This is a genomic window from Bacillus sp. KICET-3, assembly GCF_033261025.1.
GTDB lineage: Bacteria > Bacillota > Bacilli > Bacillales > Bacillaceae > Bacillus > Bacillus sonorensis.
In genome coordinates, this window is the sequence record NZ_CP137345.1 from 2,835,353 (window position 1) to 2,859,410 (window position 24,058).

Sequence of the window (24,058 nt, forward strand, 5' to 3'; positions counted from 1 at the left end):
TTCACCGCGAATCGGAACATACCCTCAGTAGAAATTAGCTGTCTACAGATTCATATTCATTCAATAATTCATCAAGATCTTTCAATGAGATTTTGTCGTAGCCGTAGTCAGAAGACGTTTTTTCGGTTTCATTTTTGTTTATGCAGTGATTGATAACCGTTTGAAGACTTTCTTTATATGTTTGATTAAAATCCCTGATCCTCTGTTCGGCGTACTCGTATCCGTTAAATGTCGTACTGATGATGAGTTGATGATTCACAACGACTGAATCGATCTCAACGGAGGCATCTCTTGCACTTTTTTCCCCGATGCTTTGACCTGCCGGAAGCTTTGATGATGAAAATTGTTCAGTTGTCATATCATGATCGATTTCACCAAGATAATTAAATAATATCGGCGGCCTCTCATCCTTCAATAGCTCTTCGTCTTTTGTCAAATACTTGAGGATGCCGTAGCCAATTCCGTTATTTGGTATTTTTCTTAATGCTTCTTTCACCATCTTTATGGTCATGGCCAGCCCGGTTTCTTCTTCTAAATCGATGAATACGGGATATATGGAGGTAAACCAGCCTACTGTTCTGCTGATATCGACACCCTGCAAAACGTCTTCCCTTCCATGCCCTTCCATAAGGATTTTAAGCTTGTTTTCTCCCGTCAGCTCCCTTATAGAAATCAACAAAGCTGTTATCAGGATGTCGTTAATTTGCGTATTGTATGCTTTATGCGTCTCTTTCAGCAATCGTTCAGTCTCTGTTCTGCTGAGGGACACTCTGAGTGTTTTGCTATTTTCATAGTTATGGTTTGCTGCCTCGTGTTTTTTAGGGATAAACTCCATCTTTCCTTTTGAAATCTTTCGCCAATACGCTTTTTCTTTCGCTAGCGTTCTGCTATGGGCATACTCGATGAGTTTTTCTGAAAACGTTTTGTACGAATCGGTTTTATAGCCAAGCTCAATGGCTTTGCCCTGCAATGCTTGACTGTATGCCGCTCCAAAATCCTCGAACAGGATTCTCCAAGACACCCCATCCACTGCAAGATGGTGAATGACCATGAGAAGATGGTCACCATGACCCGTTTTAAAAATACATATTTTAACCATTTTCCCCGCTTGAATCGAGATGTCTTTTTGAATGTTTGTCGCTGTCTGATATACGGCTTCCTCCAGGTTCGCTTCCGTTTTCATATCATAGACATACAAATCGAAGATGCCGGCTTCCAAGCCCCGGTTATGCTGAACCATTTCACCGTTTTTCTCTTTATATATCATCCTTAATGCGTCATGCTGTTCGACAAGTTTATGGAGAACCTTTTCGACGATCTTTTCATCGAAGCCGGTTTCTCTGTAAAGCATAAAAGCCTGATTATAATGGTCTTGCTCTTCTTTGTTCGCTTCAAAAAACGACCGTTGGATCGGGGTCAGCGGTACTTCTCCTTGAATGATTTCGTTGTTTCTGCGTGTTTTCGCTTCTTTTTTCACATATTTGCTGAGCTGTTTAATGGCAGGATTGGTAAACAGATCTTTTACCTGAAGCTTCAGATCGGCTCTTGATAATTTTGAAACGATCTGCAGAGCCTTGATCGAATCTCCCCCGATTTCAAAGAAATTATCATTGATTCCGATTTTGTCTCTGTCCAGCACTTCCTGCCAAACGGCGATCAGCTTTTCTTCCGTTTCATTTCGGGGCGCTTCATATTCGCTTGCTGTTTTGACGTCTTCGTCCGGTTCAGGGAGTGCTTTTCGATCGACCTTTCCGTTTGGTGTGAGAGGCATCTTGCTGATTTGAATAAAATAGGAAGGGATCATATAGTCCGGCAAGTGATTGGACAAATATTCTCTTAGTTCATTTGTATTTATGTTCTTTTGAGCGGTAATATAAGCGCACAGGTATTTATAACCCTTGCTGTCTTCTCGATCAATGATGACAGCTTCGCTTATCTCCTGCTTATCGAGGAGTCTTGCTTCAATTTCACCGATTTCTATTCTAAAACCGCGAATCTTTACCTGGTGATCGATTCTGCCCAGGAATTCGACATTTCCATCTGGCAGCCATCTCGCCAGGTCTCCCGTTTTGTACATCTTCCTCCCGGCTTCAAAAAGGTTGGGAACAAACTTTTCCCTGGTGAGTTCAGGATTGTTCAAATATCCTCTTGCAACCCCTTCGCCTCCAATGTACAGCTCGCCATAGACTCCAACAGGCTGTGGATTTAATGAAGAATCCAATATATAAAATGCTGTATTGTCAAGCGGTTTTCCTATCGGCGTATTCGCAATGTCCGGGATGTTGTCCAATTGTTCTTCATAATAGCCGGAATCAACGGAAGCTTCAGTGACGCCATAGCTGTTGATGATTCTCATGCTTTTTCCGTACTGTTCCACAAGCCACTTATAATCTTTGATCGCACAGTTATCAGACCCCATGATCAGAAGTTTCATGCTGCTTATATCCAGCTGATGATGATGGATATATTTCATAAAAGGGATCACAAAGCTTGGTGTCGATTCAAACATATGAATGCTATGTTTTTTTATCATTTCATATAACAGATTCATTTCCAGCTTTGCATCATCCGGCACAATATACATCGTGCCGCCATTGAAGAGACTTCTGCATAAGTCTCCGGCAAATACATCAAAAGAAATGCTGGCCAGCTGAAGGAGATTCACTTGACATTCCGCCAATTCATAGTGCTTTTTCCATGTGTAGTGGGCATGAATCAAGTTTCGATGCTCCACCATAACACCTTTCGGATTGCCTGTTGTTCCCGATGTATAGATGACATATGCCAAATCACCGGAAGTATTGACAGGCCTCAGATTGCTTCCATCGGAATCATAAGCATCCGATTGGCTGATATCGAGGATCTCGCCTGTAAAGCTGATGTTGCCGATAAGATGGTTTTGAATAAGCAATACATCAGCGGCGCTGTCTTTAAGCATATATTCGATTCGTTCTTTCGGATACCCCGGATCCAGCGGGAGATATGCCCCTCCGGCCTTGAGGATCGCCAATATTCCTGTTACCATATCCAATGACCGATCTGCCATTATTCCGACGATGGACTCCCGGCCCACGCCTTTTTTCCGCAACGTTCTAGCCAATTGATTCGCTTTTTCATTTAATTCGCGGTAGGTTAAGGTTTGATCTTTAAAGACTACTGCCGGCCGATTCGGCGAATGTTCCGCCTGTTCTTCAAACAATGTCGGCAAAATCCCTGTCGGATGTTCGGTCTTCGTATCATTGAATTGATAAAGTATCTTGTTTCGTTCCTCTTCTGAAAGCATATTGATTTCGTTTAATGTCTTGTCCGGCTGATTGGAAATATCCTCCAAGATATGAACGAAATGCTCCGCCAACGTCTGTACAGTCTCTTTTTTAAACAGTTTTGTGCAAAATTCCAGATGAAAAGTGATTCCGTCTGCGGTTTCCGCCGCTGCTAGAGACAGATCGAATTTTGCAATATCAAACTCCATGTGGCATGTTTCAAAATCGAGTCCGTCTATTTGCGGCTCTGCATTTTCCAAGGCCTGCATGTCAAACATCGTGTCAAACAACGCATTTCTGCTGATGTCCCGTTCCAAGTCTAATGTTTCTACCAGTTCATCGAATGGATAGTCTTGATTTTCATAAGCATTTAGCGTATGTTCCTTCACTTCTTGTAAGTACTTAACAAATCTGGTGCGGCCTTTTGGATAGTTCCGCATGGCAAGCGTGTTGACAAACATTCCAATCGTGTTTTCCAATTCATCGCGGGATCTTCCCGCAATCGGCGAACCGACGATCACATCTTCCTGTCCGGTATATTTTGAAAGGAGTACAGTATAACCGGCTAACAGGAGCATGTACATCGTAACGCCATGTTCTTCAGCGATTCTCTTCAGTTTTTCGGTCAGCTTATCCCCGATGTTAAATGCGATGCGGTCGCCTTCATAGCTTTGCAATTGCGGCCTTTGATAGTCGGTCTGCATGTTGAGAACGGGGATGTCGCCTTGAAATACATGGAGCCAGTATTCTTCCTGTTTTTTTATACTGTCTTTTTGATAGGCTTCTCTTTGCCACTCAGAATAATCTTTATACTGAATGGTTAATGGCGGCAATTGCTTTTCTTCATATAAAGCGGCCCATTCCTTCATGAATATCCCCACCGACACCCCGTCTGAAATGATATGATGCATATCAATCAGCAGGATATGTTCATCCGCTGCCACCCTAAGCAGTTCTGCTCTAAGAAGGGGAGCTTTTTCCAGATCAAATGGCTGAATAAATTGATTCATTCGTTCCCGGAGGTTCTGATTTCCCAAATCTCCGTATTTCATTTTAAAATTGACATTCTCTTCTATTTTCTGGACGGGCTCGCCGTCTAATGTAACAAAGGATGTTCTGAATCCTTCATGTCTGTCGATTACTGTTTTTAAGGCATTTTCAAGCTTTACCGCCTGGAGTCCGCCCTTTATCTTTAGGGCGAATGGCATGTTGTATGCCGTTTGGCCGTCTTCAATTTGGTTCAGGACATACAATCTTTTTTGAGCCGATGAAAGAGGGTAATACTCTTTGTTCTCGGCTTGTTTGATTGGCGAATGAATCTTTTTATGTTTTTGGCTGATATGTGCCGCGATGTCTTTAATTGTCGGGTAACTGAATATTTCCTTCAACGTCACTTCCGCATTCAATTCTTTTTGAATTTTAGCGGCCAATGAAAAAGCTTTTAATGAATGTCCTCCGATTTGAAAGAAGTGATCGTTAATGCCGATCTTTTCTTGGCCCAGTATATCCTGCCAGATCAATAAAAGCTTTTCTTCCGTTTTATTTCGTGGGGCTTCATAAAACGCTTCTGCAAGCGCCCTGGAATCAGGCTCAGGCAATGCCTTGACATCCGCTTTTCCATTGATGGTACGCGGAATCTTATCCAGCTTTACGAAGTATGACGGAATCATGTACTCGGGAAGGTCCTCCGCCAAAGATTGTTTGATTTGATCGATCGACGCGTCTTTGTTTTTTAATGTCATGTAAGCACACAAATATTTATCGTTCTGATCGTCTTCCCTGGCGATGACGATCGCTTCATTTATATCGCCGTTCTTTAGTAACCGGTGTTCAATTTCTTCGAGCTCGATCCGATAGCCGCGGATTTTAACTTGATGATCGATTCTGCCTAAAAATTCGATGTTTCCGTCTGGGAGCCATCTCGCTAAATCTCCTGTGCGGTACACTCTCTCGCCTGAGGCGTCCAATATAAACGCCGCGTCTGTCAATTTTTTGTTATTCACGTACCCCCGGGCAAGACCGTCTCCTCCGATCAGCAGTTCACCCGGTATTCCAACCGGCTGCGGCCGGCCGTATTGATCGGCGATATACACCTTATAATTGGTTAATGGTTTGCCGATTGGAATGCTTGTTTTATTACGATCATCACCGCTCAATTTATAATAAGTTGCACAAACCGTTGCTTCCGTCGGGCCGTAGGAGTTATAAACATCGGCGTTTTTTATGATATGTTCTATATATTCATATTTTAAAACGTCTCCTCCGCTGATAAATTTCATATGCGGATGGAAGGTTAGATGTTTATTTTTATCGATTTCATTTAATAAAAGCGGAGAGCAGGTAATAAGTGTCACACGATGCTTGCTGATCATTCCAACCAGTTCATCGATATTCAAATCGCCGATTTTTTTGCTGATCACAAGCCGCCCGGAGTTTGCCAAAATCGGATACAGTTCTTCTGAGAATGCATCAAACGAAAATGATACCACTTGAAGCACAGTATCGTTTTCATGTAAAGGAACCCTTTTTGTAAATGAATGAATATAGTTAATGACATTACGGTGAGTCGTCATCACGCCTTTTGGTCTGCCGGAAGAACCCGATGTATAAATGACATATGCTAAATCGGAAGCATGGTTTAGAGTTGGAGGGTTTTCTTTGCTGAAAGGCGCGCTGTCTTCAATGGTCACCAACTGAAACCCGTCTATTTTGGATTTTAAATGCTCCTGCACCACGATAGCATCTGCCCCGCTGTCTTCCAGCATATATTTGATTCTGTCTGCCGGATAGTCCGGATCGATCGGCAGATAAGCTCCCCCTGCTTTTAAGATCCCCAAAATCCCAATGATCATCTCAAGAGAGCGCCCGGCCATGATTCCCACGATCGTATCGGGCTTTACTCCGTTTTTTCTGAGCAGCCAGGCCAATTGATTGGACGCTTCGTTAAGCTCCCGGTATGATAACTGTTCGTCTTCAAATATGACCGCGGTATGATCAGGGGTCTTTTCAGCCCGCTCTTCAAACAGTCTATTGACTGTCATATTCTGCGGATAGTCCGCTTTCTCAAGATTGAAAGTATGTAATACGGCGTATTTTTCTTCTGCAGAAATCATCCTGATTTCGCTCAGCTTCCGTGCGGGATGATAGACAGCATCGTTTAAAATATTCAATAGGTGGCGTGCCATTCTTTTGATCGTTTCTTTTTTATACAGTTTCGTGCAATATTGGAAATCCAGCTTGATATGATCCCCATGATGAAACGCCGTAAGGCTTATATCAAATTTCGCGACATCAAATGGAAAATGGTATGTTTCCAGATTCAATCCGCCGGCTTCACATGTGAAATCATCAGGATTTTGCAGATCAAACATCGTGTCAAACAGCGGGTTTCGGCTCATGTCTTTTTTCAGGTTTAATGTTTCAACCAGTGTATCGAATTGATAATCTTGATTTTCATAGGCGTTTAATGTATTGTTTTTTACTTGATTTAAGTATTCAGTGAATGTCATGTCGCCTTTTGGACAATTTCTCATTGCAAGGGTGTTGACAAACATTCCGATCGTATGTTTCAAATCGGCATGCGATCTTCCCGCAATTGGAGAGCCTACAATGATATCTTCTTGTCCCGTGTATTTTGAAAGCAGTATCGTATACGCCGCCAATAGGACCATATACATCGTAGCTCCGTTTTCTGCCGCTATGCTTTGAAGCTTTTCAGTGATGTCTTGATCCAGCTCAAAAACGGTCCTGTCCCCTTCAAAGCTTCTGATTTTTGGCCTTGCGAAATCAAGCGGCATATTCAAAACCGGTATTTCCCCCTGAAAAACATTCAGCCAATATTCCTCCTGCTTTTTCAAACCGCCTTTCTTCTCGATTGCTCTCTGCCATTCAGAATAATCTTTATATTGCAGCGTCACAGGAGATAATTCTCTGCCTCCGCAAAAATCGGCGAGTTCTTTCATTAAAATTCCGATAGAGACGCCGTCTGATACAATATGGTGCATGTCAACCATCATCATATGCTCAGCTTCACTGATTTTTACGATTTCGACTCTTAAAAGCGGTGCTTTTTCTAAATGAAACGGTTTGATAAACCTCCCGATTCTCTCCTGAATGCTTTCTTGTCCCAATTCGCCGTATTCTACATGAAACTCAACGTCTTGTTCTATTTTTTGTAGCGGTTCGCCATCAAATGTGACAAAAGAGGTTCTGAACGCTTCATGTCTGCGGATTAACTGTCTCCATGCCAGTTCAAACTGACCGACTTGAACATCGCCTTTTATTTTTACAGCTAAAGGCATGTTGTATGCCGTTCCGCTGTCGTCAAGCTTATTTAAAATAAACATCCTCTTTTGTTCCCTTGATAAGGGGTAGCACCCGTTTTTGGTTAGATCCGCTTTCGGAATGCTGTGCTCCTTTTTTTCTTCGGCGTTTTTAAGAACGGCTATGATGTCTTGTTTATATCTCTTTATTTTTTGTTTTAACTCAGCCGTCAATAATTCCTGCGGACCAATGATTTTGATTTTTCCTTCGTTATGATATAAGAAGATATGTTTCTTTTTTAAATCATTTATGAAGTCTATTATACTCATATCAATCATCACTCCATTCATCAGACTAGCAGCGCTAATATATAGATTGTGCAACAAAAGGCAGCTGTACAATCTATCACCTGAAGGATAGATTGTACAGTGCGGGTAAATTCGGAAATGTCGTTATGGCCAACTGAATATAATGACTCCATAAGCAAGCTCCATCATTTGCTTATCCCATCATTTTCAAGGCTTATATTTCTTCCTCTGCGTATTCCATCATGACGGCTGTTTCAGCGTCACCGTTAAATACGAAACCGGCTAAGCTTTTGACAGTCGGATTCTGAAAGAACGTACTAATCCTCATATTGATGCCAAAAGCTTTATTAATAGAATGGACGGCTTGCATCGCTTTCAGCGAATTGCCTCCCCTTTCAAAGAAGTGGCAGGAAATCCCCATTCGCTCTGTCCCGAGAACTGTTTCCAATATGGAAAGGATTTGTTTTTCGACAAAGTTCCTTGGCTCCTCATATTCCCTTTCTGCTCCAGCGCTTCTGTCCGGCTCCGGCAATGCTTTTCTGTCCACTTTTCCGTTTTTCGTCAGCGGCAGCTTGTCCAGCTTGACAAAATAAGCGGGTATCATGTAGTCAGGCAGCTTATGCCCCAAAAATTCTCTCAGCTCTTCAACCGTGAGCTCGCGTTTTGACGTCATGTAGGCGCAGATGTACGGGCGATTTTCCCCGTCCTCCCTGACGGTGACGATCGTTTCATTGATGTCGTCGTGCTTCTCTAGTTGGCTTTCAATTTCGCCGAGCTCAATCCGGAAGCCGCGGATTTTCACCTGGTGGTCGATCCGGCCGATAAATTCGATGTTGCCGTCAGGCAGCCATTTTGCCAAGTCGCCCGTCTTATACAGCCTTTCTCCCGGGATGAACGGGTGCGGGATGAATTTTTCCGCTGTCAGCTCCTCGCGGTTTAAATACCCTGTGCTTAATCCGTCTCCGGAAATGCAGAGCTCTCCGGGAACCCCGATCGGCAGGAGACAGCCTTGTTCGTCCATAATCAATGCCGACGTATTGGCCAGCGGTCTGCCGATCGGGATCGTTTCCATTTCTTCATCGATGTCATTGATGAAGTAATATGTCGCATAAACCGTGCTTTCCGTCGGGCCGTACACATGGATCAGCTTATCCGGCCCGATGCGGTCCAGCACTTTTTTTACATGCGGCATTGACACCCTTTCTCCGCCGAACAGGATTTTTCGCAGACCGGCCAGACAATCGATATCGATGTCGGCGAGCGTATTGAAGAGCGCCGTCGTGATGAACATCACGCTGACCTGTTGTTTGTTGATCACTTCTGCGAGTTCGCTGATATTCAGCACCGTGTCTTTCTCGATCATGACGAGTGTGGCGCCGTTTAAAAGAGCACCGAAAATATCGAATATCGACCCGTCGAACGAATAGTTGGACAGCTGGAGGATGACATCGTCATGCCGGATATCAATATAATTGGTGTTCTTCACGACCCGGACCGCGCTGTAGTGCGGGATGACCACGCCTTTTGGCGTTCCGGTTGAGCCTGATGTATAGACAATGTAGGCTGTATCACTCGAACGATTGACTGGCCGAAGGTTTTTCACGCTTTGTATCTGCAAATCATTTGCGCACAGATCAACCGTCTCAATCGCAACGTTTTCAAGCAGCGGTTCTTTGGTCAGCACCAATTCAGCACCGCTATTCTCCAGAATATAATCGATTCTGTCCTTCGGCGTTTCCGGATCGATCGGCAGGTACATTCCTCCTGCTTTTAACACCCCCATGATGCCGATGATCATCTCGAAAGAGCGCTCTGTGATGATCGCCGCAATAGAGCCGGCGCTAATGCCTTTATCCCTGAGCAGTCTGGCTGCCTGGTTTGCTTTTTCGTTCAGCTCCCTGTACGTCATCCGCTGGCTGCCGAATACGATTGCTGTATGATCAGGGGTTTTCTCCGCCTGTTCCTCAAACAGCTGATGAAGCGTTTTGTCTTTTGGATAATCGGTTTTCGTATTGTTGAATTCGTATAACAGCCTGTTTCTTTCCTCGTCTGACACAAGATCGATTTCGCTTAATGTCTTCTCCTCATGTTCAGCCACTTGTTCTGCGACGGCTATCACATGCTTTTCTATGTTATCAATCATGATTTGATCATAGACATTTTGATCATACGCAATTTTCAGCGTCAGCCTGTCTTCTTCCAAAACACCGATCATATTAAAATCATAGTTTGTCCGCTCTTTTCCGTGTACGCTCTTCAGTTCAAAGCCGATGTCGCCGATATTGTTCAACAGATGCCGATCAAATGCATAATTTTGAAATACCATGACATGGCTGATCAACTCTCTTTTCAGCTCACTCAGCTCTTGAAGCTCTGATAGATTCATATAGCTGTATCGATTGCTTTCAAGGGACTCGGCCTGGGTTATTTTCAATACTTCCTTGAAGCTCTTGCCGCCGAACCTGATTCTGGTTGGAATTGTATTAATAAACAGTCCAAGCATTCCGCCGATACCGTCTACCTTGGCTTCCCGTCCCGATACGACGGTTCCGAACACCACTTCTTCTGCTTTGTTGTATTTGGCCAAAACAATGCCCCAAATGCCCTGAAGGACGGTATTGATCGTTACATTGTTTTGATTTGCGATTTGAGTCAATTTCTTTGTAAGATCTTTTGACAATGCTATGACTTTTTCTTCACCACAATATTCTTCAGTATTTTTGCGATGATGCCGTTTTGGAAGTTCGATTCGGGTCTCATATCCATCCAAATATGTTTGCCAATATTCCTTCGCTTCATCTTGATCCTGTTTTTCCAGCCATTTGATATAGTCGCTGTACGGTTTCGGAGCTTCTAATTGAAGGATGTCACCCGTCATCCTTTTTCCATATATGTTGAACAGCTCGCTTACCATGATCCCCAGACACCAGCCGTCCAGCAATATGTGATGATGGCTCCAAATGAGTTGATATGATTCATCATCTATTCTGATCAAACATACTCTCATCAGAGATTCGCTGCTCAGGTCAAATCCTTTTTCTTGATCTTCTTTTAGATATTTTTCGATTAGCATTTGCTTCTGAGCACGGCTCTTTTCTTTCAGGTCAATCGATGTAAAAGCTATTTTCCGCTCGGCGGCAATGATCTGCCTCGGTTCCTCGACGATTTCGTATTCAAATGATGCTCTCAGGATCTCATGTCTCTTTACAATCTCATTAAAGCTATCTTCTAAAATGGCCGCATTTACACTGCCTTTTAAATCAAAGACGATTTGCTGGAAGTACGCGCCGGACGTGTGATCCTCCATGGCGTGGAAGAGCATCCCCTTTTGCATATTGGCAAGCGGGTAAATCTTCTCGATGTGACATGAACTGTACTTGTTCTTGATGTTCTCCAGTTCCTCGAGACTCAGCGAAGCGTCGCCATAATCAGAAGGTGTCATCTCAATGATGTCTTTGGCTGCGCAATGAGCAATTATCTTTTCAAGGTTTTCCTTGTATGTTTGATTGAATTGACGGATTGTGCTTGGGTGATATTGTTCTTGATTAAATGTTGTATATATGGTCAATTCGCCGTTTGTCACGATAGCATTCATTTCGATCGGGCAGTGCCGCAAGACTTTGCCTCCGACGCTTTCGCCGGATGGCAATGGCGATTGAGAAAATACGTTTCGGTTCAGCTCGTTCATTTCTCCAAAATAATTAAAAGAAATTGGCGCACGGACTTCGTTTAATTCATCCAGCTCCCGGGTCAGGTATTTTAAGACACCGTAGCCTATCCCTTTATTCGGTATTTTTCTCAACGACTCTTTAACCATTTTGATGTTTCGGGACAGCTCTTTTTCTTCACCCAAGTTCAGGAATACCGGGTAGACCGTTGTGAACCAGCCAACCGTTCTGCTGATATCAACACCTTCCAGAATGTCTTCCCTGCCGTGGCCTTCCATCATGACCTTCAGTTTGTTTTCGCCGGTCATATCCCTGACTCCGGATAATAACGCCGTTAACAAAATGTCGTTGATTTCCGTGTTGTACGCTCTGTTTGTTTTTCTCAACAGAGCCGAGGTTGTCTCTTTGTCGAGTGTGATGCTGAATGTCGTGCTGTTTTCAAATGTATCTCTTTCCAGCATTTTATTTTCAGGAATAAATGGAGCATGGGCTTTTGCCGTCTCTCGCCAATACTCTCTTTCCTTCAACAGCTTCCGGCCGGCGGCATACGCCTTCAATTGACGGGCGAATGCCTGATAGGAATCCGTTTTGTATCCGATATCAAGCCTTTCGCCTTTTGCTGCCTGAGTGTACAATGTTTCGAAATCCTCAAGGATGATTCTCCACGATACCCCGTCAACGACAAGGTGATGGATCACAATAAGAAGATGGTCTCCCTCATCTGCTTGAAAGATAGCGAGGTTCACCAATTTTCCATCTTTTATAGATGATTTCTTTTGTATATCGGCCGCCAGTTCATGGACCCTTTCCGCTTGATGCTCTATCCCTTTGATATTGTGCACATCCAAACCGAAAAGGTTGTCCTGGTAGCCCCTGTTCAATTGAATGATTTCGCCGTCTTTTTCTTTGTAGATCATCCTCAGCGCGTCGTGGTGCTCCAATATTTTATTGAAGGCCTTTCTTACATCATTTTCGTCAAAGCCGTCTTTTCTAAAGAGCATAAATGACTGGTTAAAGTGGTCGAGCTCCTCTTTGTTTTTCGCAAAATATCTTTTTTGTATTGGAAGCAGCTCTGTTTCACCTGTAACGGCTTCGTTATGGCTTTGCTCTTTTGTTTCCTTCCTTATATATTTGCTGAGATCTTTTATTTTTGGATGGGCAAACAGTTCCCTCATCTCAAGCTTCAGGTTCAGTCTTGCCAGCCTTGACACAATTTGCAGCGCCTTAATTGAATCTCCCCCTGATGCAAAGAAATGGTGGCTGATTCCGATATCCTCTGCACCAAGAATCTCTCTCCAGATTTGCACCAGCTTTCGTTCGATTTCATTTCGCGGCGGTTCAAGCTCCGTTCCCGCGCTTAGATTGCCGCCAGGTTCCGGCAGCGCCTTTCTGTCTATTTTGCCGCTTGATGTGTAGGGCAGCTCATCGAGCTTGACAATATATGAAGGGAGCATGTAATCGGGAATTTCTTTTTCCAGGAACTGTCGAACAGCCTCGGCCGTCAAATCCTCCTCAGCTGTAATATAGGCGCATAAATAACGGTTTTGATTTTGATCTTTTCTGGCAAGCACTGCCGCTTCTTTTATGTCCTCGTGTCTGAGTAATTGATTTTCCACTTCACCGAGCTCTATTCTGTAGCCGCGAATTTTCACCTGATGGTCGGCTCTTCCTAAAAACTCAATATTCCCATCCGGATGCCACATGGCCAAATCTCCGGTTTTATACATTTTTTTGCCAGGCTCAAATGGATGATCGACAAATTGATCTGCCGTAAGCTCAGGCTGGTTTAGGTAACCCCTTGCCACGCCCTCTCCGGATATGCACATTTCTCCGGCAATTCCGATTGGCTGAGGATTATGTTCCTTGTCGACGATATATATTTGTGTGTTAAAAAGCGGCCTGCCGATCGGAATGGACGGCCTTGGCGCCGGTTGTCCAAATTCGATTTGATATGACGCTGCGTCAACGCAGCACTCTGTCGGACCGTATACGTTTGTAATATTGCACTTCAGGCCCGGAAGCTTTTCGAATAGCCCCTCGACCAGCTCAGGCGTTAACGAATCCCCTCCTACGATCAATTCATCGAGAGCCAAATCCCGTTCCATTTTGTTTATATAAGTCAGCATGTTTACATGAGCAGGCGTCATATCAGATACATTGATTCTGTTTTTCTCGTAGAAGTCAATTAAGCTCATGGCGTCAAAGCTCGCTTCTCTCGGGACGATGTAGAGGGTATGCCCAAGCAGGAGCGATGCAAAGATTTGTTTGACAGAGGCATCGAATATATACGGCGCGACCAATGCTACGTGTAAATGGGAGTTGAGATGCTGATAAATTCTTTCATTCAGCCCCTGAACCAAATTATTCACACTATGATGCTCTATCATTACGCCTTTCGGTTTTCCGGTAGATCCTGATGTGTAAATGACATATGCCAGATTTTGCGGGTTGATAAGATGCTTCATGCTGGTTGTATGGTCTTTCGTATGCAATTGATCAAGCCTGATGATTTCTCCGTTAAAATCTTCACCCGGATGGGCATCACCGCTCACACATACTGCCTTGGCCCGGCTGTCCTTTAACATGTACCTTTTTCTTTCCTCCGGGTATTCGGGATCGATCGGCAAATAGGCTCCTCCCGCTTTCAATATGCCCATAATGCCGACAATCATTTCGATTGACCTTTCGGTGATAATGCCCGCCACGATGTCCGGGCCTACTCCCTTTTCACGCAGAATGGAGGCGAGGTGATTCGCCCTTTCATTTAGTTCCCTGTAAGTGATCTTGTCATCTGCAAAAACGACCGCCGTGTGATCTGGAGTCTTTTCCGCCTGTTCTTCAAACAGCTGCGGTATCGTTTTCTCTTTGCAGAACGCTCCGTCTGTGCGATTAAATCCTTGCAGAATCCTATTTCGTTCAGCCTTTTTTAAGACATCAATTTGATTTAGTTCAATATCCGGATTTTCCGCTGCTTTTTGCAATAAATTGATCAGATGTTCCGCTAATCTTTCTATTCTTTCTTTTTTAAATAAAGCCGTGCAATATTCTACTTCCAATATCAAGCCGTTGGCAGATTCGCTTGCATTGACCGTTATATCAAACTTGGAAATACCGCGCTCGATCCCAACCATTTTGTTTCTCAGCCCATTTGCTTCAAACGGCTTTACAGCTGTGTTATGGTACACAAGCATCGTATCAAACAGCGGGTTGCGCGACATATCTCTTTGGATATTGACCTTTTCTACAAGCTCTTCGAATTGATAATCCTGGTTTTCATAAGCCAGCAGCGTGTTTTCTTTTACTTCATTTAAGTACTTTCTGAAAGTCTTGTTCCCTTCAGGATGATTTCTGATCGCAAGGGTATTGACGAACATTCCGATGACATGATGGATATCCTCATGTCTTCTTCCCGCGACCGGCGTCCCAACGATGACGTCTTCTTGTCCGGTATATTTGGAAAGCAGCGCTGTATACCCCGCTAAAAGAAGCATGTACATCGTAACTCCGTTTTCTTTCGCCACGTTTTGCAGCTTGGCGAGCGTTTCTCTTTCGATCGTCAATGTTACGGTATCTCCTTCAGCGCTTTGGGTGAGCGGCCTTTTATAATCTGTCGGCATGTTCAATACCGGAATGTCACCTTTAAATACATTCAGCCAATACGCTTCCTGTTTTTTCAGCTCATGATGCTGAACAATGCCTTTTTCCCATTCAGAATAGTCTTTATACTGAAGCTTTAATGGCGGCAGCGTTTTTCCTTCATATAAGGCCGACAATTCTTTCATAAAAATGTCCATTGACACGCCGTCTGATATGATATGGTGCATATCAAACATCATCAGGTGTTTGTTTTCATTCATTTTTAAGACTTCCGCCCTGACAAGCGGCGCTTTTTGCAAATGAAACGGTCTGATGAAATCTTTTATTTTGTCTTCAGGCATTTCTGCACCGATCTCACTGTATGCCACTTGAAAATCAAGCTCTTTTTCAATCTTTTGCACTGGTTCTCCGTCGATCATCAAAAAGGAGGTTCTAAAAGATTCATGTCTTTGAATCATGTGTTTCAAGGCATTCTCAAATCGCCGGATATCAAAATCGCCTTCAATCGTCATGGCAAAAGGCATGTTATAGCTGATTCCGCCGCCTTCGATTTGATTGAGGATAAACAGCCTTTTTTGCGCTGAAGACAGGCGGTAATAAGGTTTTTCTTCCGCTTTGGCGATCGATGGATAAGCACTTTTCCTTGTTGAAGCGATACTTTCTCTAAGCCCTTTAATCGTCGGCGTTTCAAATATTTGTCTTAACGGCACCTTTACTTTCAGTTCTTTGTGAATGTTTGACAATAATGCGGCGGCTTTGAGCGAATGTCCGCCGGCTTCAAAGAAATTATGGTTGATCCCGATGCTTTCAATGCCTAAAGCTTCTCCCCAAATGGAAGCAAGTTTTTCTTCCGTCTCATCCCGCGGCGCTTCATAGCTTATATCCATTCCGCCGCTTCGGTCAGGCGCAGGCAGTCTATTCTTGTCCAATTTTCCATTCACGGTAAGCGGCAGCCGGTCAAGCTTGACAAAGTGCGCAGGGACCATATAATCCGGAAGGTCTTTCTTTAAAAAGCTTCTGAGTTCTTCCGGCTTGATTTCTTTTTTGGCGGCTACATATGCGCAAAGGTAGCTGTCATGGTCTCCGTCCTCTCTTGCGATGACCGCCGCTTCATCAATATCCGTATGCTCGAGGAGCCTGCTTTCGATCTCGCCGGGCTCAATCCGGTAGCCGCGTATCTTTACTTGCTGGTCAACCCGCCCTAAAAACTGAATGTTTCCATCAGGCAATATTTTTGCAAGATCCCCTGTCCGGTACATTCTTTCTCCGGGAGTAAACGGATGCGGGATGAATTTTTCCGCTGTCAGTTCGGGTCTGTGCAAATATCCGCGGGCCAACCCTTCACCGCCTATGCAAAGCTCGCCGACAGCCCCCAGCGGGCACAGCTTATTGTCCTGATTCAAGATGAATGCTTGGACATTATCGATCGGTTTGCCGATCGGAATATTTTGATAGGTCTTGTCAATGGTAAAGCTTGTGGAAACGACTGTATTTTCTGTCGGTCCATAATTGTTTACGATTTGATAGTTCTTTTCTTTATATATGTTTAATTTATCTCCGCCCGTTAACAGGATTCTTAAAGAATGATTGTCAAGGGCTATAAATTGTTCGCAGACTTGCGTCGGCAAAAAGCAAATCGAAATATGATGCTCATGAAAATAGCGGTTTAATTTTTCAACATCCAATCTCGTTTCATGATTCAAAACATGAACGGATGCTCCCGCCGTAATATAAGGGAAGAGCTCCCAGACAAAAGCATCGAAGCTGACGCTTGCATAAATCGAACTATTATCATTTTCGCTGATGTCATAACGGGATTGATGCCAGTGGCACAAGTTGGCTAAAGAATGATGTTCGACCATCACTCCTTTTGGCTTCCCTGTTGATCCGGAAGTATAGATCACATATGCAAGATCGCCGCATTGATTTACATTGGCAATGTCAAAAGGATCTTGATCATCAATTCTTTCATCCCCTATATCAATGAACTCGATCGTGTCTGCCTCAAGGCCCTTTCGATGCGGATCATCAGTCAGAATGAATTTGACCCGGCTGTCATCCATCATGTACTTGATCCGCTCAAGCGGGTATTCAGGATCAATAGGCAAATAAGCTCCGCCGGACTTTAAGATTCCCATCATCGCGGCGATCATATCAGTCGAACGCTCCATCATGATCCCGACGAGCGTATCCGGACGCACGCCTTTTTCCCTTAACAGTCCCGCCAGTCGATTTGCTTTTTCATTTAGCTGCCGGTACGTCAGTTTTTGATGTTCGAAAACAACTGCCGTTTGGTCCGGCGTCCGCTGCGCCTGCTCCTCAAACAGCTGATGGATTGTCTTTCCTTTTGGATAATCGACCTTTGTATTGTTAAACTCCTGCAATAGCATCTGCCTTTCCCCGCGCGACATCATCCCGATTTGATCCAGCGCCAGGTCAGGATTCGCCGATATTTCTCTTAAAATACCGAGGTAATTTTCCGCTATTCTTGAGATGGTTGCTTCCTTGAATAAATTCGTCGAGTATTCAATATTCAACATGATCTCTTGTTCAAAGTCTAAAACATTAAACGTCATGTCGAATTTGGCATTGTCTAATTCGAAGATGATCGGACTGAGCTTCACATCGCCTTTCTGTTTGGTGAACATCCTTGCATCTTCCAGAACAAACATCGTGTCAAATAAAGGATTTCGATTAGGCTCTCTTTTGATGTTGAGCTTGCGGATTAAATCATCAAATTGATATTCGGAATGTTCAAAGGCCGCAATCGTATGATTTTTCGTCTCGTTCAAAAATTCCCTAAATGGTTTTGAAGTGTCGAGCTTGTTTCGTAAAGCGAGCGTATTGACAAAAACGCCGAAAACATCTTGCAGATCTTGATGCAGTCTTCCTGCGGCCGCCGTTCCCACAACTATATCCGTTTTATCCGTATATTTATTTAGAAGCACATAATATGCGCTTAACATCACCATATAAAGGGTTGTTCCTGTGTTTTTCGCTAAGTCTCTTATATGTTCTGACAGCTTTTGATCGATGTTTAAATATATGTTGCTTCCTTCGAACGTTTCGATGTTTTCCCTTTTATCATCATAAGGAAAATCCAGCCTCGCAGGTATATCGCGATAGACATCCAGCCAGAATTTCTCTTGCTTTTTCATCGCTGCGGATTGATGAAAAGTATGATGCCATTCCACATAATCTTTATACTGGACGCCGGCTTCCGGCAGTGGTTCACCAGTGTACAGCTCCAGAATTTCGTTCATCAGTATGCCTTGGGAGACGCCGTCGGCAACAATATGATGAAAATTAATCACCAATATGTGCCTGTCTTCGCTGATTGTAATCAGCTTCACCCTCATGAGAGGAGGCCGGCTTAGATCAAAAGGCCTTGTGGATTCTTTGCAGTAAGCGCTTGTTGCTTCCATTAAAGCATGTTGATCCGCTATGGAATCGTCCAGGCGTTCATATTCCATCTTAAATTCGACGTCATCATATATATTTTGGATAAGTTCATTGTCTAGAATGTCAAACCCGGTTCGCAAAATTTCGTGTCTTTGCAAAAACTTTTGAAATGCATTCTCTAGTTGGACAGGGTTGATCCGCCCTTCGACAAGAAGCGCCATCGGAATATGGTAGGCTCCCCTTTCATTCTCCATCATGGAAAGCATGTACATTCTTTTTTGGGCCGGTGATGCCGGGTAATATTCCTTAACAGCCGCCTTCTTAATCGTATTTTCAATATGTTGGTCTTTTCTGCTTTTTAAATAGCGATCTAAAGCGATAATCGTGTCATTTTTAAAGATTTCGCCTATCGGCATTTCAACATTCATTTTTTTATTGATTTCAGAAATCATCGAAATGGCCTTGAGCGAGTCCCCGCCTATTTCATAATAGCTGACGTTGAGATTGATGCTGTCCAGGCCGAATATGTCCTTCCAAATCTCCAGGAGCATGGCCTGTGTTTCATTTTCCGGCTCTATGCATGCGCCTGAGGTGCCTTCATCTCCTGTTTGCTCTTCAGCCAATTGATGCAACTTGCGCTTATCGATTTTTCCGTTGACAGTGAGCGGAATTTCGTCAATGTTCACAAATTTCACCGGAATCATATAATCAGGCAGAGTATTTTGCAAAAATCCCTTTACATCTTTTTGACTAATCTCTTTTTCTGCAACAACAAAGGCATATAAATTCTTGATGCCATCCAGGTTTTGATGGTCAATGACCGTTGCCTTCCTGATGTCGGCATGGCTAAGGAGGGTGTTTTCAATTTCCCCCAATTCCACTCTGTACCCCCTGATCTTCACCTGGCTGTCTTTTCTTCCGAGAAATTCTACATAGCCATCCTCTTTTAATACGCCGTAATCACCCGTTTTATAGATATAGCCCAGTTCTTGATGCCATATAAATGACCGGTCCGTTTTTTCTTTGTCATGGATATAGCCGCTTGCCACTCCCAATCCGCCTATATACAGCTCTCCTTCCACACCGACAGGACACAATTGCTTATGCTGGTTGAGTACATATATTTTTTGATTGGCGAGCGGTTTCCCATAAGGAATGCTTTTCCAGCTATCTTCGATTTTTCGAATAGGGTAGTAGATCGACCAGATGGATCCTTCTGTTGCTCCGCCCAGGCTGATCACTTCTGCCTTTTTAAACGTTTTCTTTATGTTTTCAGGCAGCTGAAGCGGTATCCAGTCTCCGCTGAGCAGCACAAGCCTTACATGATGGTTGTGTTCGCTGTCATGATATAAGTCAGCCGTCATTCCCATCAGCGCAGGAACAGAGTTCCATATTGTGATTTCCTCTTTTTCCACTGTCTCTTTCAAGCGGAATACATCTCTTTGATCATCAATGATGATTAGAGCGGCCCCGCTGCTTAAAGCGCCAAATACGTCATAAACCGACAAATCAAAGCACAACGAGGAAATGCCCATTATTTTATCGTTTTCTGAGACGCCGAACTTTTCATTGATATCGAGAATGGTATTCGCAGCGGCTCCATGAGTAATCTGAACGCCTTTTGGCTTGCCTGTGCTTCCGGATGTAAATATGACATATGCCATATCCTCGAGATTGACTTTTTGATCAACCGGTTCTTTCGAGAAGCGCTCAATATTTTCATATTCATAAATGTCATGGCTGATAAAGAATCTGCAATTGCTTTTTGATTTAATATACTCCTTCCTTTCCTCCGGATAATCGGGATCAAGAGGAATATAGGCTGCACCCGACTTTAATACAGCAAGCAGATTGATCATCGTGCCTATGCTTCTTTTGCCTATAACGCCTATATAATCGCCTTTTTCTACTCCTTTTTCGATTAAATATCTTGCGACTTGATTGGATGTTTCGTCCAGCTGCCGATATGTCATAGATTGTTCATGATGCTTTACCGCGATGCGGTCAGGCCCTTGTTTCACCTGATTGATAAAGAGTTCGTGCAATGGCAGCGTATTGAAATTTTGATCTGTATCATTGTAATCTTGTATAATTTTGCGGCTCTTTTCATCAATTTGGATATTTGATACTTCCTCACAGGAAACGACTTGGTTGATGACGTCAATAAACTGGTTAAACATGGATGTAATGACGTCATGGTCAAATATCTGCTCAACATAATCCCATGTGATATACAGGCCGCCGTTGATTTCATAAACCTGGTTATCAATGTACACCTGGGACGTTCTTGTGCTAAAGAAATGAATCTTATCAAAATCGACCAGCTGATCAAAGGAATCTTCGGGATTTTCACTCAGCACACTCGTAAACACGATGGGCATGACAGCCTTTTTATTCATGCCATTCTTTTTCGCGATGTTCCTTATGACATCAACACCGTCATAATGTCTGTGTTCAAGTGCTTCCAAAAGTGTATCCTGAACGTTTAAAGCGAAGTTCCAAAAAGAATTCATTCCATCTTCTGCATTAATGTCCAACAGCATTAAAGTCGTGAAATCCCCGACCATGTTCTTCACATCTGGATGAAACGGCATTCTGTTAAATACGGTTAAGTTAATGGCAAAATGATTTTGCCGGCTCCAATAGGCTAAAATATAAGCGTAAGCTGCACAAAGGACGGATGTCGGTGTAAGATTTTTGGTTCTTGCTTTTTTCTTTAATTCGGTCCATGTATGCTGTTCTAAAAATGTCGAAAATTTCTTGAATGTAGGCTTCGTCACATTAGCGGGATCATATGTCAGAGGCAGCTCAGGTGCGCTAGGAAAATTGTTCAGTTTATCCAACCAGTATTGTTTGTCTTTTTTATATCTGTTCGTTTGCTTAAATTCAAGCGAAGCCAAAACATAGTCTCTGAAGCTGTAATCTAAGGAGGGAAGCTGCAGACCGGGATTTTCATAAAATTGTTTAAACTCCCTGATCAAAATTTTCATGCTGCTGTCATCACAAATTAACGGGTCTACATTGAGGAAAAAATATTTTTTTCCTTCCGGCAAAATAAACGTTTTGATTTCAAACAGCGGCCATACACTAGGATCGATGATTTTGGAGGTCATTTTCTCCCGCTGTTTCAAAATCCTTGCTTCTGTTTCTTGTTTGGTTACATGTCTTACATCCAGGGTTTCGATCGTATAGCACAGATCTTCTTCAAGTATTTTTTGTGTTCCATTTTCAAAGACGATGGTGCGGAGAATCGGATGCCTGTTAATTAATTTTTGCAATGCCGTTTGAAATCGATTCAAATCAACATCGGCTTCAAATTCGACAGTCAGATTGGTCGCCACTCCGCCGATTTCGAACGTTTCATCCCTTCCGACCAAATATGCCAATTGAATTCCTGTAAGAGGAAAGCTTTCATGCATATGTTCCGGATCTGCTGTATTTTCCACAACATTGTCGTCTGAAAACTCTTCTTGATTGGATTCAATAAAAGCACTTAACTCCTTTATGGTAGCGAGCTTAAAAAATAAATGTAACGGAATGTCAACATTCATATCCTCTTTTATTTTGGCAATCAGCTCCATGGCATTCAATGAATGGCCGCCCATCATTGTAAAATGATCATTGATTCCCGCTTTTTCCACATGCAAGATATCACACCAAATCTCTGCCAGCTTCTCTTCCGTATCATTTCGCGGCGCTTCATACTCCGTTTCCGTGCCGGCAGTTCTGTCAGGCTCCGGCAATGCTTTTCTGTCCACTTTTCCGTTTTTCGTCAGCGGCAGCTTGTCCAGCTTGACAAAATAAGCGGGTATCATGTAGTCAGGCAGCTTATTCCCCAAAAATTCTCTCAGCTCTTTGACTGTGATTTCGCGTTTTGACGTCATGTAGGCGCAGATGTACGGGCGATTTTCCCCGTCTTCCCGGACGGTTACAATCGTCTCTTTGATGTCTTCATGTTTTTCCAATTGGCTTTCGATTTCGCCGAGCTCAATCCGGAAGCCGCGGATTTTCACCTGGTGGTCGATCCGGCCGATAAATTCGATATTGCCGTCAGGCAGCCATTTTGCCAAGTCGCCCGTCTTATACAGCCTTTCCCCCGGGATGAACGGGTGAGGGATGAATTTTTCCGCCGTCAGCTCCTTGCGGTTTAAATACCCTGTGCTCAATCCGTCTCCGGAAATGCAGAGCTCTCCGGGAACGCCGATCGGCAGGAGACAGCCTTGTTCGTCCATAATCAATGCCGACGTATTGGCCAGCGGTCTGCCGATCGGGATCGTTTCGGCTTCTTCACCGATGTCATTGATGAAGTAATATGTCGCATAAACCGTGCTTTCCGTCGGCCCGTATACATGGATCAGCTTATCCGGCCCGATGCGGTCCAGCACTTTTTTCGCATGGGGAACCGATACCCTTTCCCCGCCGAACAGAATTTTTCGCAGTTGGGCCAGACAATCGATATCGATGTCGGCGAGCGTATTGAAGAGCGCCGTCGTGATGAACATCACGCTTACTTTCTCTTTTTTGATAACGCTTCCAAGCTCACTGATGTTTAAAAGCGTTTCTTTCTCGATCATAACCAGTGTGGCGCCGTTTAAAAGAGCTCCGAAAATATCGAATATCGACCCGTCGAAGGAATAGTTCGACAGCTGGAGAATGACATCGTTATGCCGGATATCAATATAATTGGTGTTCTTCACGACCCGGACAGCGCTGTAGTGCGGGGTAACTACGCCTTTCGGCATTCCCGTAGAACCTGATGTATATATAATATAGGCGGCGTCACCGGAATCATTGGCAAGACGCAGCGGCTCTCTGCTGAATCCGGCGAATGCCTCCTTGTCCAAATGAATGACTTCGGCCTCACAATCCATGGCGCAGGCGGCATCGCCCTTCGTCAGTAGTACGGTCGCTTCAGTGTCTTTCAGCATATAGGCGATTCTGTCCTTCGGCGTTTCCGGATCGATCGGCAGGTATGTTCCTCCCGCTTTTAACACCCCCATGATGCCGATGATCATCTCGAAGGAGCGCCCTGTCATGATCGCAGCAGTGGAGCCGGATCCCACACCTTTATCCCTGAGCAGTCTGGCAGTCTGATTTGACTTTTCGTTCAGCTCTCTGTATGTCATGCGCTGGCTGCCGAATACGACGGCTGTATGATCAGGGGTTTTCTCCGCCTGTTCCTCAAACAGCTGATGAAGTGTCTTGTCTTTTGGATAATCGGTTTTCGTATTGTTAAAATGATGTAGTATTAATTCTTTTTCATTCTCTGTCATTTTCTGAAATACCCCATTTTTTAATGACTGATTAGCAACCATACATTATTCTCCTTTTTTGATAGAATATTTTCTTAATATTGGTCTGTAGTTGCTCTTTTAACGATTTTTTAGTGAACCTCCGTCTTGTGAAAACAGATTATCAAAAAAATTCATTATTTTCCATGGGAATATTGTTTAATAATGGTTAATTTTTTATGAATTGGATATATGGTATTTTACAATCGAAGTGTTATATAAAAGATGTATGAAAAATGTTTTTATTAGTCAGAGTCAAAAATATT

Annotated in this window: 2 protein-coding genes; both read right to left on the reverse strand. The window is 43.6% G+C overall.

Features of this window, described 5'->3' with window-relative positions; genetic code table 11:
* Positions 1-34: 34 nt before the first annotated feature.
* On the reverse strand, positions 35-7,855 hold the full coding sequence (bacB, locus tag R5H20_RS14485) for a bacitracin non-ribosomal peptide synthetase BacB (protein WP_224254416.1): 7,821 nt from the start codon (positions 7,853-7,855) through the stop codon (positions 35-37).
* Between the two features lie 193 nt (positions 7,856-8,048).
* Positions 8,049-23,816: a non-ribosomal peptide synthetase gene (locus tag R5H20_RS14490; RefSeq protein ID WP_224254417.1), complete on the reverse strand. Its 15,768-nt coding sequence runs from the start codon at positions 23,814-23,816 to the stop codon at positions 8,049-8,051.
* Positions 23,817-24,058: the final 242 nt, after the last annotated feature.